Source organism: Hymenobacter profundi, from assembly GCF_019334315.1.
GTDB classification, from domain to species: domain Bacteria; phylum Bacteroidota; class Bacteroidia; order Cytophagales; family Hymenobacteraceae; genus Hymenobacter; species Hymenobacter profundi.
In genome coordinates this window covers 1-14,644 of sequence record NZ_JAHWGL010000025.1, presented here as the reverse complement: position 1 = coordinate 14,644, position 14,644 = coordinate 1, and the positions used below count along the sequence as shown (strand labels likewise).

The 14,644-nt window shown below is 58.1% G+C and carries 9 protein-coding genes; 7 read left to right on the top strand and 2 right to left on the bottom strand.

Annotation, left to right across the window (positions count from 1 at the left end):
* Window positions 1-14: 14 nt before the first annotated feature.
* Window positions 15-527 (top strand): hypothetical protein, encoded by a 513-nt coding sequence (locus tag KYK14_RS08500; protein WP_219158456.1) that lies wholly within the window; start codon window positions 15-17, stop codon window positions 525-527.
* Between the two features lie 317 nt (window positions 528-844).
* Window positions 845-1,681 (top strand): bacteriorhodopsin, encoded by an 837-nt coding sequence (locus tag KYK14_RS08495; RefSeq protein ID WP_219158454.1) that lies wholly within the window; start codon window positions 845-847, stop codon window positions 1,679-1,681.
* Between the two features lie 76 nt (window positions 1,682-1,757).
* Here KYK14_RS08495 and KYK14_RS08490 read toward each other — a convergent pair whose 3' ends face one another.
* The gene (locus tag KYK14_RS08490; protein WP_219158452.1) at window positions 1,758-2,564 is read right to left on the bottom strand and encodes a DUF1223 domain-containing protein; all 807 of its coding nucleotides are present in this window, start codon (window positions 2,562-2,564) and stop codon (window positions 1,758-1,760) included.
* A gap of 220 nt (window positions 2,565-2,784) precedes the next feature.
* Between KYK14_RS08490 and KYK14_RS08485 the strand changes: the two genes are divergently transcribed.
* The 5 genes from KYK14_RS08485 (at window position 2,785) to KYK14_RS08465 (ending at window position 13,601) form a co-directional block, all read left to right on the top strand.
* Window positions 2,785-4,014, top strand: coding sequence for a PQQ-dependent sugar dehydrogenase (locus tag KYK14_RS08485; protein WP_219158450.1), 1,230 nt, complete (start codon window positions 2,785-2,787; stop codon window positions 4,012-4,014).
* Window positions 4,015-4,643: 629 nt separating this feature from the next.
* Window positions 4,644-7,718, top strand: a complete 3,075-nt coding sequence (locus tag KYK14_RS08480) for a SusC/RagA family TonB-linked outer membrane protein (protein WP_219158448.1) — start codon at window positions 4,644-4,646, stop codon at window positions 7,716-7,718.
* A 140-nt stretch (window positions 7,719-7,858) separates the two neighbouring features.
* The gene (locus tag KYK14_RS08475) at window positions 7,859-9,403 is read left to right on the top strand and encodes a RagB/SusD family nutrient uptake outer membrane protein (protein ID WP_219158447.1); all 1,545 of its coding nucleotides are present in this window, start codon (window positions 7,859-7,861) and stop codon (window positions 9,401-9,403) included.
* A 175-nt stretch (window positions 9,404-9,578) separates the two neighbouring features.
* Window positions 9,579-11,153, top strand: coding sequence for a glycoside hydrolase (locus KYK14_RS08470; RefSeq protein WP_219158445.1), 1,575 nt, complete (start codon window positions 9,579-9,581; stop codon window positions 11,151-11,153).
* A 33-nt stretch (window positions 11,154-11,186) separates the two neighbouring features.
* Window positions 11,187-13,601 carry a glycoside hydrolase family 2 TIM barrel-domain containing protein gene (locus KYK14_RS08465; protein ID WP_219158444.1) on the top strand — a complete coding sequence of 805 codons (2,415 nt, stop codon included), beginning with the start codon at window positions 11,187-11,189 and terminating at the stop codon, window positions 13,599-13,601.
* Between the two features lie 90 nt (window positions 13,602-13,691).
* Here the strand turns inward: KYK14_RS08465 and KYK14_RS08460 are convergent, their stop codons facing one another.
* On the bottom strand, window positions 13,692-14,225 hold the full coding sequence (locus tag KYK14_RS08460) for a fasciclin domain-containing protein (RefSeq protein ID WP_219158442.1): 534 nt from the start codon (window positions 14,223-14,225) through the stop codon (window positions 13,692-13,694).
* Window positions 14,226-14,644: the final 419 nt, after the last annotated feature.

Sequence of the window (14,644 nt, the reverse complement as noted above, 5' to 3'; positions counted from 1 at the left end):
TACGAAAATTAATTATGAATTCAACGACACTGTCTGATACAGATGATATCGATTTGATTCTAACAATGAATCCGCATGGTTGGAGCACCTGCTTTATCTATATAAAAGGGAAGCCTTATGAATTAGCAATAACTCATATTTTTAATGACCCCTATGAAGATCTTATTCAGTCGCTCATTAGCCTGCTTCATAGTGAGAAGAACACGGAGTTCTTTTGGTATGGCGAACCAGGTGGCGAGAGAATAACAATAACTAGGTTGGAATCTCGTCACGATGCAGTACTAGTTGATGTGCAGGGTTTTCGTGAGGACTGGGGTAGTAAAATAACTGGTTTTGAACGGACAGTCAGCTTTGAAATTAAACTAAAATCATTGCTGGTAATATGTTACATGCAACTGAAGAAAACATTTCTTCTGTTAAAAGAAAAAAGTTATGCAGAAAATAGGCGTAGCGACTTTCCTTTTCAAAAGTTTATAGAATTTGAAAAATTGGTTATTTCTTTTCTTGCTAGAGAATTCAAAGGTTGAGGTATATAGTAACTGTTGCTTTAATAGTAAAAACATAAAGTAAAGCGTGGCCTTGAAGCAAGCTTTCCGGTCTCGGGTCTCCAACGCGACTTGTCCGTGCCGCGTGTTTCCATTGTGCGGGCGTATGCATTTGCGTGTTATAGATGCAGCCAGCGTAGTAAATAATTTTGGCAATTCACCTGATATTCACCTCTTTATATTAAGTGACTGACGAGCTAGAAAATGTATAATAAATATCATTAATTTGTCATATTACAGGTGTTGAAAAGCGCGTAGAAGAGAGACAAATTCTTTCCTCCACCAAACCCTTTTCTTTCATGCACCTTTCCGACATTTTTGTGCCCACCGCGGCCAACGTAGGCGTCCTGTCCATGGTCGTGTACTTCTTTATGCTGGTGGCCATGTATGCCTTCCTAGCCAACCTCATTTTCACGCTGACCACCCACAACAGCATCGTGCCCGAGCACCGCATCACGCGGGTGATGGGCGCCATTATTGCGGCCGTGGCGGGCCTATCGTACTACTTCATTCAGGACTACTACCGGCACATGCTGGCCGATTTGTCGGCGTTGGGCACGGAGGCGGAGCGGCAGGAGCTGATTCGCACCAGCTACAACGCCATCGGGCAGTACCGCTACATGGACTGGGCTGTGACCACGCCGCTATTGCTGCTGAAAATGGTGTCGATGCTGCGCGTAGAGTCTTCTAAGGCCAAAGGGGCCATTACGGCGCTCTTGCTGGCCGACTTCTTTATGGTGCTCACGGGCTACATCGGCGAGCAGCAGCTGGATGCTGCCGGGCATATCTTGGTAGGGCCGAAGCTGTTCTGGGGCGCCGTATCTACGGTGGGCTACCTAGTGGTGCCGTTTGTGCTGTATCGTCTCTGGAACCGCTTCAAGGATCAAGCCAAGCCCATCGAGCGCAAGTCGTTCAAAATCATTGCACTGTCTACGGTTACCACCTGGGGCGTGTACCCGCTGGGCTACGTGCTGTCGGTGCTCGACATTGACATGAACTGGATTCACCTGTCGTTTTCCGTGGCCGACATCATTAATAAGGTAGGGCTATCGGTGGTCGTGTACCTGGCCGGCAAAACGCTCCTCGACGAGCGGGTGCCCAAGGAGGCCACGCAACCAGCCTACCAGATCAACTAGCTACCCAGCACGATAGTATAGAGAAGAGCGCCATGTTGCTGATTGAGCAACATGGCGCTTTTGGCTTTTGGCGCATCTATGGTGTAGCGTCAGCACCAGCATCTACAGCCAGGCTCGCCGCGCCCACAATGCGCCGCGATGCAGTTTCCTGCACCAGCACAACGGCACGCACCTCCGCAGCTTGCCACTGCGCTGCCAACTGTAGTGGCACCGTAGCGGCGAAACTGCCCGCGCCGTCTACCGTGCCCACGGTGCGCAAAGCCCGCACGACGGGCGCGTGGCGCAGCAAACGCCCGGCATTTTCGCCCCGCCCTACCTGCGACGACAGCCCCCTTTCGGTAAGGGCCAGCAGTACCTGGCTTTGCTTTGCGCCGGTGGGTAGGGAGGACACTTGCACGTGTATGCTGGTCGGGTTGGGGCGCGTGAGGCGAATGGTGGCGCGTGGAGCCGTAACGGCCTGCGCTATAGCCGCCGCGAGCTTCTGCCGCTGGCTGCCTACTAGCTCCGTTTGGCCATTCACCACGGCCTGCGGGGTGTAGGAACCGGTGCCAAACCGGGCGGCATACTGCCGTTGCCGCTCCGTAAACTGCGCCGATGAGTAAGCGTCTTTCCACCCCAGGCGGTTCCAATAATCCACGTGTTCCCCCAGCGCCACTATCTCCACACCGGACACCGGCTGCGTGGCAGCCAACTCGCGCAACGTGGCGTCGGCGGCGGGGCAGCTAGAGCATCCTTCTGAGGTGAACAGCTCCACAACCACGGGCACGCGAGCAGCGGCTGGCAGGGTAGGAGCACTGGTTTTGGGAGCTAACTTGCTGGCATAGGGTAGGGCCACGCTGGCCAGCACACCCGCGCTGAGCAGCGAAAGGAAAACGGTTTTCATAGACTATACACTGCTGAGAAGTATACGGAAGACAGCCATTCACAGCGGGTAGTTCATTGCTGCTTTCTGGCACCGATGGGCTTACGTAGAGAGTAGTATGGAGGCGTTTTCCTACGAACTGTGCTGATCAACGTAGACGAGAAATGGTAAGGCCGTATCCGGAGTACGAACGATACTACTCCTACTCAACGGGCCGTTTCTCCACTTCACTCTGCATTCTATGAAACATCGTCTGCTTTTTCTGCTTGGTTCTTCTTTGGTCTTGCTCTCGTGTTCAGATGAGAAACAACAGGTTACCGACCCGGTTACGCCTGGCCCTACCACAGAGCCTGTGGAAACCAAGGCCCCCAACACCACTTACAAGCCAGCTTTTGCCGGGCAAACCAGGGTAGGGGGCGTGACCACCACCGCCAGCTACCGTGCGGATGTCATCACGTCTTCTCTGACCAGTCCGTGGGGCATCACCGGGCTACCTGATGGGCGCGTGCTAGTGACCGAGAAGGCCGGGCGCATGCGCATCGTTACGGCTTCCGGTACAGTCAGTGAGCCGATTACGGGCATTCCGGCGGTGAACCCAGCCGGGCAGGGCGGACTGATGGGCGTATGCCTCGACCCTGCTTTCGCCACGAACCGGATGGTGTACTGGTCGTTTTCGGAAGCCCGCCCCGGCGGCAACGTAACAGCCATTGCCAAAGGCAAGCTGGCTACCGATGAACGAACGATTGAAGGGGCCACCGTTATTTACCGGGCCGAGCCGGCCTATGCCGGCACGCTGCACTACGGAGGTAGGGTGGTGTTCGACCGCACCGGCAACCTGCTGGTGAGCACCGGCGAACGGTCGGATTTGGTGACCCGGCCCCAGGCCCAGTTGGTCACGTCGGCTCTGGGCAAGATTATCCGCATCACCAAAGACGGGCAGCCCGCACCCGGCAACCCGGTGTTTGCGCAGGCAGGCGCCCTATCCGAGCTGTACTCCATCGGACACCGGAATCCGCAGGGACTGGCTATCCACCCCGTTACCGGTGAGGTATGGCAGAGTGAGCACGGCCCTCGCGGCGGCGACGAAATAAACCGCCTGCAAGCGGGTGCCAATTACGGCTGGCCTACCATCACCTACGGTATCGAATACAGTGGGCAGCCCATTGGCAGCAGCATTCAGCAACAGGAAGGATTGCAACAGCCCGTGTATTACTGGGACCCGGTGGTATCGCCCAGCGGCATGACCTTTTACAGCGGGAATCGAATAGCGGAGTGGCAGAACAATCTGTTCATCGGCTCGCTGAGCGGTATGCACATTGTTCGCCTGGTTATCGACAACAACCGGGTAGTAGGCGAAGAACGGTTGCTAGCAAGCGAGGAGCAGCGATTCCGCGCCATCACCCAGGGTAGCGACGGCGCCTTGTATGCCATTACCGATCAGGGCCGGTTGTACCGGATTGATAGATCGTAGCACTCGTTTTCCAGGCTTCGCGCCGCAACGCAGTAAGCGCAGGGTAGGGGCGCTTTAATAATCGACTACCCGCTTCCTATCTCCACCAAAAAACCTGCTCTTGATAAACGGAATCTTCCGTTCGTCAAGAGCAAGTTTTTTTGGTGGCAACGGGTAGGGAAGGCTAGCGCGCGTCTGCCTGCACCGCTGCCCCATCTGAAACGTTCGGCTTGATTGCGCGACCGTGCGCGACCGTGCGCGTCACAGATGCGGAACCGGTAAGTGCGCGCGCCCGGCACACACGCCAGCAGAGCAGTAGGCACCCTGTGACGGTATGCGAAAATGACGGCCTCAAATAGCTGTTAGACGCACTCAGGACCTAAAATACCCCCGCCTTTTCACGAGAATACCCCCGCCCGTAGACAGCAGGAGACCGTAGTTTTGCTTCTGAAAACGCCTTGGTACCGTGTGTTTTGCAAACGATTGCGAACGGTAGGGCACGTCTTATAAGCTGCTCTAAAGCGGCATGCTGCTTCTCTAGGGTAGGCGAATAAATGGAAAGTGGTAGACAGGATTCACTTGCCGAAGAGTCGCCGCCGCGCCGCCTATAGTTGCATTCAATCTTCTCCTAAATCCACCAACTCATCTGTATGAAAAACTTCTTCCCCCCGCGATGGTACGCCGCGTACCTACTGCTTTTCTGCTTGTCGATTACGACAGCCTTTGCCCAATCTGCCACGGTGCGGGGCACCGTGCGCGATGAAACGGGCACCGGCCTACCCGGCGTAACGGTGCTGCTAAAAGGCACCACCACTGGCACCGCCACGGGCTCTGACGGCAACTTCTCCTTGGATGTGCCCGATGCCAACGCGGGAGTATTGCAATTCTCCTTTGTGGGCTACAAGCAGCAGGAGGTAGCCATTGGCGGCCGCACTACCCTCAATGTGTCGCTGGGTACGGATAACCAGGTGATGTCGGAAGTGGTGGTAGTGGGCTACGGCAGCCAGGAAAAGCGCACCCTCACCAACGCCGTGACGACGGTGCAAGGCGAAGAGCTGAGCAAGCTGACGGTAGCCGACGTAGGCAGCGCCCTGCAAGGCAAAGCCGCCGGCGTGACGGTGGTAGGCGCGGGCTCGGAGCCCGGTTCGGCCCCGCAAATCCTGATTCGCGGTATTTCGACCATCAACGGCAACAGCCCGCTCTACGTGGTAGACGGCCTCCCGGTGGCCAACATCGACTACCTCAACCCCAAGGACATTGCGACCCTGAGCGTACTGAAAGACGCGGCTTCGGCGGCTATCTACGGCTCGCGGGCGGCCAATGGCGTGGTGCTCATCACCACGAAAGCCGGTGTAAAAGGCGAGCCGCGCATCACGGTAGACGGCACCTTTGGCGTGTCGAACCCAACCAACGTGCCCAACATGGCCTCGGCCAGCGAGTACGCCCGCATTATGAACTTGGCGGCTACCAACTCGGGCAACGCCGCCGTGTACCCTAACCCCGAGCAGTACACCCAGACCACCGACTGGTGGAAGCAAATTGCCCGGCGCGGCATCACGCAGAACTACTCGGTGGGCCTCTCCGGTGGCAGCGACAAGGTAGTGTACTCCACGGGCCTGAGCTATTTCAAGGAGCGCGGCTTGGTACAAGGCTCTGATTTCGATCGACTAGCGTTGCGCATGAAATCGGAGTACCAGGCCACCAAGCGCCTGAAAATAGGGGAGGACTTCAACATCTCGATGACCTCGCGCAACTACCTCAACAGCGGCTCGCTGTTCCGCGACGCCTTCAACGACGACCCCATCACGCCGGCCCGCGTGCCCGGCACCTCCGGCAACCCCTACGACTACTACGGCGCCTCGCCTACTGACGTGGGCAACCCGCTTGCCACCGTGGAGCGCAATGACGACAAGCGCAAGCAGTATTTCCTGGTGGGCACCGTGTACGCCAACTACGAGTTCATTCCGGGTCTGATTGCGGAAACGCGCTTCGGTACCAACAACAACGTGTACCGCCGCAACAACTTCAACCCGTTCTACACCATCGACGCCAACGAGCGCAACCAGGTGAACTCGGTGGTGCGGGAGCACAACATCGAAATCAACTGGAACAACACCAACACGCTGAACTACACCCATGCTTTTGGTGACCATAATGTGTCGGCGCTGGCGGCCGTGACCTTGGAGCGCTTCCAGACGAATACAGAATACACCTCGGGCCAGGGCATTCCTAGCAACGACCCTAGCCTGCGCTACCCCGATGCGGCCACCACAGGCTTTGCCATTGGTGGCAACACCTTCACCAATACCATTGCCTCGCTGATTGGGCGCGTGAACTACGACTACCGCGGCAAGTACCTGCTGGGCGCCAGCATCCGCCGCGACGGCGCCTCGGTGTTCCCGACGGACAACCGCTGGGGCACGTTCCCGTCGGTGTCGGTGGGCTGGCTGGTGTCGGAGGAGAGCTTCTTGAAAAACCAGAACGCTCTGAACTTCGCCAAGCTGCGCGCCAGCTGGGGCCGGGTAGGCAACCAGAACATTGCCAGCCTGACCAACAGCGCCTACACGGGCACCATTGGTAGAACGTATTACGTCACCGGCCCCGACCGCACCCTGCAATTGGGCGCCGTGCAGGGCAACGTGCCTAACCCCAACGTGAAGTGGGAAACCGTGGAGGACTACGACATTGGCGTGGACCTGGGCCTGTTGCAGAACCGCCTGACCCTGACCGCCGACGTGTTCCGCCGCAATACCTACGACATGCTCATGTTCCAGTCGATTCCGGGGCACGCAGGCTACGGCTACAACAGCCCCGTGACCAACGTAGGCAGCATGAATACTAATGGCTTGGACTTCACAGTGGGCTACGCCGAAACCAAAGGTGATTTCACCTACGGTCTGAGCGTAAATGCCACCCGCGCCATCAGCAAGATTGACAAGCTGGCTAACGGGCAGGCCATCTATTCGGGTAACACGCCCATTTTTGGGCGGCCTTCTAAGACTGAGGAAGGTGGCTACGTAGGCGCCTTCTACGGCTACCAGAACACGGGTATTTTCCAAAATCAGGGTGAGGTAGACGCCTACCGTTCGGCCGGCGGCACGCTCATTCAGCCCAACGCCAAGCCCGGCGACTTCCGCTTTGCCGACCTGAACGGCGACGGCGTGATTGACGAGAAAGACCAGAAGTACATCGGCAACCCTACCCCCGACCTGACCTTTGGTGTGAACCTGACCATGGGCTATAAGGGCTTCGACCTGCAAGCCTCGCTCATCGGCAGCCTCGGCAACGACATTGTGAATGCCAACAAGGGCTGGTGGTACTCGGGCAGCTACAACTATAATAAGATTGCTGGCCTCGAAAACATGGCGTGGAGCGGCGAGGGTACTTCGAACTCGGTACCGCGCATTGTCGCCAACGACAACAACCAGAACCTCACGCGCTTCTCCAACTTCTACGTGGAAAACGGCTCCTACGCACGTCTGCGCAATTTGCAGTTGGGCTACACCTTCACCAAGGGCGTGAACACCATGCTGCACACCAGCAGCCTGCGCCTCTACGTGAGCGCCCAGAACCTGCTGACCTTCACCAACTACAGCGGTGTGGACCCCGAAATCGGGTACGGCCGCTCCTACACTGATGGCGCCTCGGCCCTGAACCGCGGCGTGGACCTGGGCAACTACCCCACGGCCCGCACCTTCCTGGTGGGCGCTAACATCGGCTTTTAATTTTCTAAGCTGTTAGCTGATAGCTGTTGGCTATTAGCTTTCTACTGGCTGATAAACAGAAGCTTGGCTTGCATTCTGATGAAAAAAGCTAATAGCTAACAGCCATCAGCTAACAGCTAAAAAAACTCCCGCACTGTATCATGAAAAATATCCGCTTTACTCTCACCCTGATGCTCGGGCTTGGCCTGGGCCTGCAAGGCTGCGAATCGTTCCTGGACAAGCCCCCGCAGGGCCAGCAGAACGTGAACAACTACTACTCCAATGCCGAGGAGTGCAAGGCGGCCGTGATGGGCTGCTACGCCACCACCGACCAGGACGATTGGTGGAAGATTGACCGCACCCGCATGTTCGGCGACGCCGGCTCGGACGACGCCTGGAAAGGCAACGCCATTGCCGGCGACCAGCGCGAGTTTGGCGACTTCGCCCGCTTTTTCTGGCTGCCCAACAACGAGTGGTTCGACAACCGCTACACCCACATCTACCAGTCCATCGGCAACTGCAACGCGGCGCTGGTAGGCATCGAGTCGGCCCCCATCGACAACACGCTGAAGCAGCAACTCATAGGCGAGGTGAAGTTTATTCGGGCCTACAATTACTTTGAGCTGGTGAAGGGCTACGGCGGCGTGCCGCTGGTGCTCACGCCCGTATCCCCGAGCGAGTCGATAACGCTGACGCGCGCTACCGCCGCTGAGGTGTACGCGCAGGTTATCAAGGATTTGCAGGAAGCCGCCGCCGCCCTACCCCTCAAGAGCGCCCGCGCCACCGGCGACCTGGGCCGCGCCACCAAAGGTGCCGCCAACGGCTACCTGGCCAAAGCCTACCTCTACACCGAGCAGTGGGCCCAGGCCCAGCAGGCGGCCGAAACGGTGATGACCTCCAACGAGTACAACCTGAGCACGGACTTCAGCAACATCTGGACGGTGGGCAACGTGAACGGCCCCGAGTCGTTGTTTGAGCTGAACTACAGCCCCAACCAGACGTTCAACCTGGGCACGTCGATGACGGTGATTATGCGCAGCCGTGCCGATGGCGGTTGGGGCTTCAACACGCCCAGCAGCAACCTGGAGCAGGCCTTCATCCAGGAAAACGACCCGCGCCGGCAGTGGACCATCATCCGGCAGGGCGACAACGTGGGACCGAAAACCGCCAATTTCGACTACTCCAACTACGACACCAAGCCCTCGGAAAACGAGTCGGGCCGCATGAGCCGTAAGATTTTCCTACCCCTGGCCGACCGCCCCGCCAACGAGCGGGAGCACGCCCCCCTCAACCGTATTGAGCTGCGCTATGCCGATTTGCTGCTGATGCATGCTGAGGCTTCGTTCCGGCTGGGCCAGGAGGCCAAAGCGCTGTCGTCGCTGAACCTAGTGCGGGCCCGCGCCAACCGCTTGCAGCCCGGCACGGTGCTGCCGCGCACCTCCACGGGCACGGACCTGCTCAACCACATCTGGTTGGAGCGCCGCCTGGAGTTGGCCATGGAAGGCCACCGCTACTACGACTTGGTGCGCCAAAAGCGCCTGGTAGCCGTGATACAAGCCTTCAACGCCGCCCAGCTCACCAGCACCGACCCCTACGATAAGGGCAAAGTGAAAGACCAGATTTCGGAAAAGAACAACCTGTTCCCCATTCCTACCCCCCAGATTCAGCTCTCGGGAGGCAACGTGGTGCAGAACCCCGGGTACTAAAGGGCACTCGACAAACGACACACTGTTCTGTGTCTCGTTTGTTGGACCGGCACCCAGCCGCGACTATTCAGTTCACCCCAGTGGGTCACGCTTGCCGTGGTTCTACTGGGGTGATAAGCGTTTCAGGATGCAGCCGCCACTCCGGTCGCCTTACCACAATACTTAGCAGAAGTATATGAAAAACAACGTAATATGGCCTTTTCGACTAGTGCCTGCCTACTGCTCGGGCGCTTGGGTAGCAGCCCTCCTGCTAAGAGCTGCCACCGCACACGGTCAGTCCTCGACGGCAACAACTGTCGCCATCGACCCGGCTAAAACCTACCAGACTATCGACAACTTCAGCGCTTCTGATGCGTGGTCGTGCCAGTTTGTGGGGCAGTGGCCCGAGGCCAAAAAGAACGCCATGGCCGACTGGCTATTCAGCACGGAGGTAGGGCCCGGCGGGCAACCCAAGGGCATTGGCCTGTCGATGTGGCGCTTTAATATCGGCGCGGGAAGCGCGCAGCAGGGCGAGCAAAGCGGCATCAAGGACGAGTGGCGCCGCGCCGAGTCGTTTCTGACTTCGGACAATACTTACGACTGGACCAAGCAAGCTGGCCAAGTGTGGTTTCTGAAAGCGGCGCAGCAGCGCGGCGTGCGGCAGTTTTTGGGCTTTCTGAATAGTCCGCCCGTGCAATACACCGTCAATGGCAAAGCCTACGCCACCGACGCCAAGACCAACCTGGCTCCCGAGCACTACGCCGATGCGGCCACCTACATGGCCAAGGTAGTAGAAGGCGTGAAGCAGACGACCGGCATCACCTTCGACTATCTGAGCCCCGTAAACGAGCCCCAATGGGACTGGAGCGACGGCGGCCAGGAAGGCACGCCCTTCCGCAACGCAGAAATTGCGGGTCTTACGAAGGCGCTGAACGCACAACTAGTGCAACAAAACCTGCCTACCAAGATTCTGTTGATGGAAGCAGGCAAGCTGAATTACCTGCTGGCAACGGAAGACAAACCCGAGCGCGGCGACCAGATCAACGCGTTCTTTAAACCCAGCTCGCCTACCTACGTGGGCAACCTGCCGCGTGTGGCCTCCATCATTGCCGGGCACAGCTACTTCACCACCTCGCCCTACCCCCAGGCCGTGGCCGTGCGGCAGCAACTAGCCGATAAGGTAGCGCAGGTGCAGGGTCTTCGTTACTGGCAATCGGAGTACTGCATTTTGGGTGATAACGCGGGCGAAATCAACGGCAACAAGCGCGACCTGGGCATCGGGCCGGCGCTGTATTTGGCGCGCACCATCCACAACGATTTGGTGGTAGCCAACGCCGCAGCTTGGCAGTGGTGGGTAGCCATTTCGCCCTACGACTACAAAGACGGCCTCATCTACATCGACCGCAACAAAACCGACGGCGCCTACCACGACAGCAAAATGCTGTGGGCCTTGGGTAACTACAGCCGGTTTGTGCGCCCCGGCGCGGTGCGCGTAGCGGCACAAATAGCCCAGAAAGCCACGCCGGAACAGCAACTATTAGTATCGGCGTACCGCGATGCGGCCAGCAAGCAGCTCGTGGTAGTAGTGGTCAACTCGAGTAACGACGCGGCGGCGCTGAACCTCCAACTGGGCAAGAAAGCCTGGCTTCCGCAACGCACCTACACTACCTCCGCCACCGCCAATTTGGTGCCTACCCCCGCGCCGCGCGCCAAACAGCCGGTGCGGGTCGCGCCGCAGTCTATCACTACCCTCATCGGCAACCTACGCTAAGCACTACCTCCACCTAGCTACTCTTCCTTTCCCATGACCCGTACATTTCTACTTACACTGCTTCTGATAGGGGGCTGGCTTGCCACTACAAGCGCCCACGCGCAAGAGCGCCGCACGCTCCTGTTCAACGACGACTGGCGCTTTCACAAAGGCGACGTGCCCGCAGGCGAAACCACCGGCCTCGACGACCACGCGTGGCGCACTGTGCTGCTCCCTCACGATTGGAGCATCGAAGGGCCATTCAGTCAGGAGTGGGCCAGCGCCACGGCGTTTTTGCCCGGCGGGGTGGGCTGGTACCGCAAGTCGTTTGAGGTGCCCGCTGAGATGCGCGGCAAGAAGGTATTCGTGTATTTCGACGGGGTGTACAAGAACAGTGAAGTGTGGCTCAACGGCCACTCGTTGGGCAAGCGCCCCAGCGGCTTTGCCTCCTTCGAATACGAGCTGACGCCCTACTTGAACCCGAATGGTAAGAACCTGCTGGCCGTGAAAGCGGAGCACAGCCAGGTAGCCGATTCACGCTGGTACACCGGCTCGGGCATCTACCGCAACGTGTACCTGGTAGGCACTGCGCCCGTGCACGTGGCGCGGTGGGGGGTAGGCTTCACCACGCCCGAGGTAACGGCCGTAGCGGCTACGGGGCAGGTGACGGTGGCCGTAACCAACGCCAGCACCACCGCTACGCCGGTGCTGGTAAAGGCCACGTTAACAGATGCCAAAGGCAAGGTAGTAGCCACAGCCCAGCAGCAAGTACAGGCCCAGCCTGGCACCGATACGCCGGCTGTTCTCACGCTGAAAATCAACAAGCCTACTCTGTGGTCAGTAGAGAATCCGAACCTGTACAAGTTGCGCGTGGCGCTATCGGTGCAAGGGAAACCCCTTGATGCAGTGGAGGAGGAGGTAGGCGTGCGCACCATTCGGTTTGATGCTGCGCAGGGTTTCTTTCTGAATGGCAAGAACCTCAAGCTCAAAGGCGTGTGTCTGCACGACGATGCCGGCGCGCTGGGCGTGGCCGTGCCGTTGGAAGTGTGGGAGCGGCGCCTGAAAGCGCTAAAAGAGGTAGGCTGCAACTCCATCCGCATGAGCCACAACCCCCACGCCGATTACTTCTACACGCTCTGCGACCGGATGGGCTTCCTGGTGATGGACGAGGCCTTCGATGAGTGGGAGGTAGGCAAAAACAAGTGGGTGGAAGGATGGAACGTGGGCACGCCCGCCAAGTTTGGCTCGCACGAGCATTTCCAGGAGTGGGCCGACCGTGACCTGCGCGACATGATTCTGCGCAACCGCAACCGGCCATCTATTATTATGTGGAGCATCGGCAACGAAATTGACTACCCCAACGACCCCTACTCCCACGAGGTGCTGAACACCGGCCGTAATCCGCAGATCTACGGCAAAGGCTACCTACCCGACCACCCGCCGGCCAGTCGGCTGGGCGTGCTGGCCCGGCACCTAGTGGAGGTAGCCAAGCAGTATGACACCTCGCGGCCCATTACGGCGGCGCTGGCGGGCGTGGTCATGTCCAACTTCACCGACTACCCCGATGTGCTGGACGTAGTGGGCTACAACTACCAGGAGTTTCGCTACCCCGAAGACCACCAGAAATACCCCAACCGCATCATCTACGGCAGCGAAAACGGCATGGGCCGCGCCGCCTGGGCAGCCGTTGATACCAACGCCTACATCTCGGCCCAGTACCTCTGGACGGGCATCGACTATATGGGTGAGGCCGGCAAGTGGCCCCAGCGCAGCAATGGCGCGGGCCTGCTGGACCTGGCCGGTTTCCCGAAACCCGAATACTACTTCCGCCAAAGCCTCTGGACTACCAAGCCGATGACGTACGTGGCCGTTGCGCCCGCACCCAAAGCCGGCGACTCGCCTAACGTAAACCACCGCCGCCTTCAGCCTACCTGGAACTGGCCTGCCGGCGAGCAGGTGCGGGTGGTAGGCTTCACGAACTGCGAGGCCACGGAGTTGGTGCTGAATGGAAAATCGCTGGGCCGCAAAACCGGCCGCGAGGTGTATTGGGACGTGCCCTACCAGCCGGGTACCCTCTTACTCAAAGGATACAACCAAGGCAAGGAGGTCAGCCGCACCGAGTTACACACTGCCACCGCGCCGCACGCGCTGCAAGCCACGGCCTATCAAACCAAGCTCGCAGCCAGCACCCACGAGCTGGCGCAGATGGAGGTGCGCGTGGTAGACCAAAGCGGCAACCTAATGCAAGATGCCACCCACGAAATTAGCGTGTCGGTGCAGGGTCCCGGCATGGTGGTGGGCATCGAAAGCGGCGACTTGGCCAGCCATGAGGACTACCAAGCACCCAAGCACCGTGCTTACCACGGCAAGCTATTGGTGTTTGTGCAGCCCACTGGCGCGGGGCGTATCAGTGTGCAGATGCAGGCGCCAGGGCTGCAAAGCCAGCAGGTAACGCTGCAAGCGAAATAACGGCAGAAGCTGCCGCGTTTACGCTAAAAGGCCCGGCGGGTAGCAATACCGGCTGGGCCTTTAATATGCAGCAAGTGACGGGAAGCCTGGTTACTTCGTGGGCATCAGCACCGCATCAATGGACTGTACAATGCCGTTGGAAGCCACAACATCGGTGTTGACCACGTTGGCAGTGTTGCCTTTGGCGTCTTTAATCATAATGGACTGGCCCTGGCGCATCACTGTGAGCGTTTCGCCCTGTACCGTGGTAAGCGTCTGACCGTCTTTCAGATTGGCCGCCAGATAGCTGCCGGGTACCACATGGTAGGAAATCAGCATTGCTAACTGCTGCTTGTTGGCGGGTTTCAGCAGCTCATCTAGTTTGCCGCTGGGCAGCTTGTTGAAGGCTGCGTCGGTAGGCGCAAAAACGGTGTATTTGGTGGTGCCGCGGGCCTTATCGTCGAGGCCAGCCGCTTTCACGGCTTTCATCAGGGTGTTATGGTTGGACGAAAGCCGCGACATATTGAGCAGATTGCCGTTGGCCTGATTGGTAACCGGGGCGCCGGTTTGCGCGAGGGCCGTGGTATCAAGACCGGCAACCAGCAGGCCGCAGCAAAGAGCAGAAGTGAAAAGCAGATTTTTCATAGGTGTTTGCAGTATTTGTAAAGAGCTTATAGATATGTACTTACGGAGGTAGTAGGATAGGGTTCGTATAGTAACGCGTTCATCTGACCTAGCCGGCAAGACTACTGTTTAGTTTTCTTGGGTAATCATATCTACCACCAGCGTTGCCATCATGACCTTATCCTTGGGCTTGCTTTCGGCGATGAGTAGGGTAAGGGCACTAAGCCATTATCGGCGAGAACCGTCGGGCGTATGTCAGTGAGAATTTCTTATTGATTGCCTTTTCTAACAATCTATTTTTCCTGTAACTACGCCTGCCCATCGGGCTATTGATAGAACAAAACGTCTTGAGTAGTATACATAAGACTTGTTCCTAAATAATCTCTTTTCGTTTTCTGAGATGCCAATTCCAGATTCCGCAAGCCAGGGCCAACAGGCGG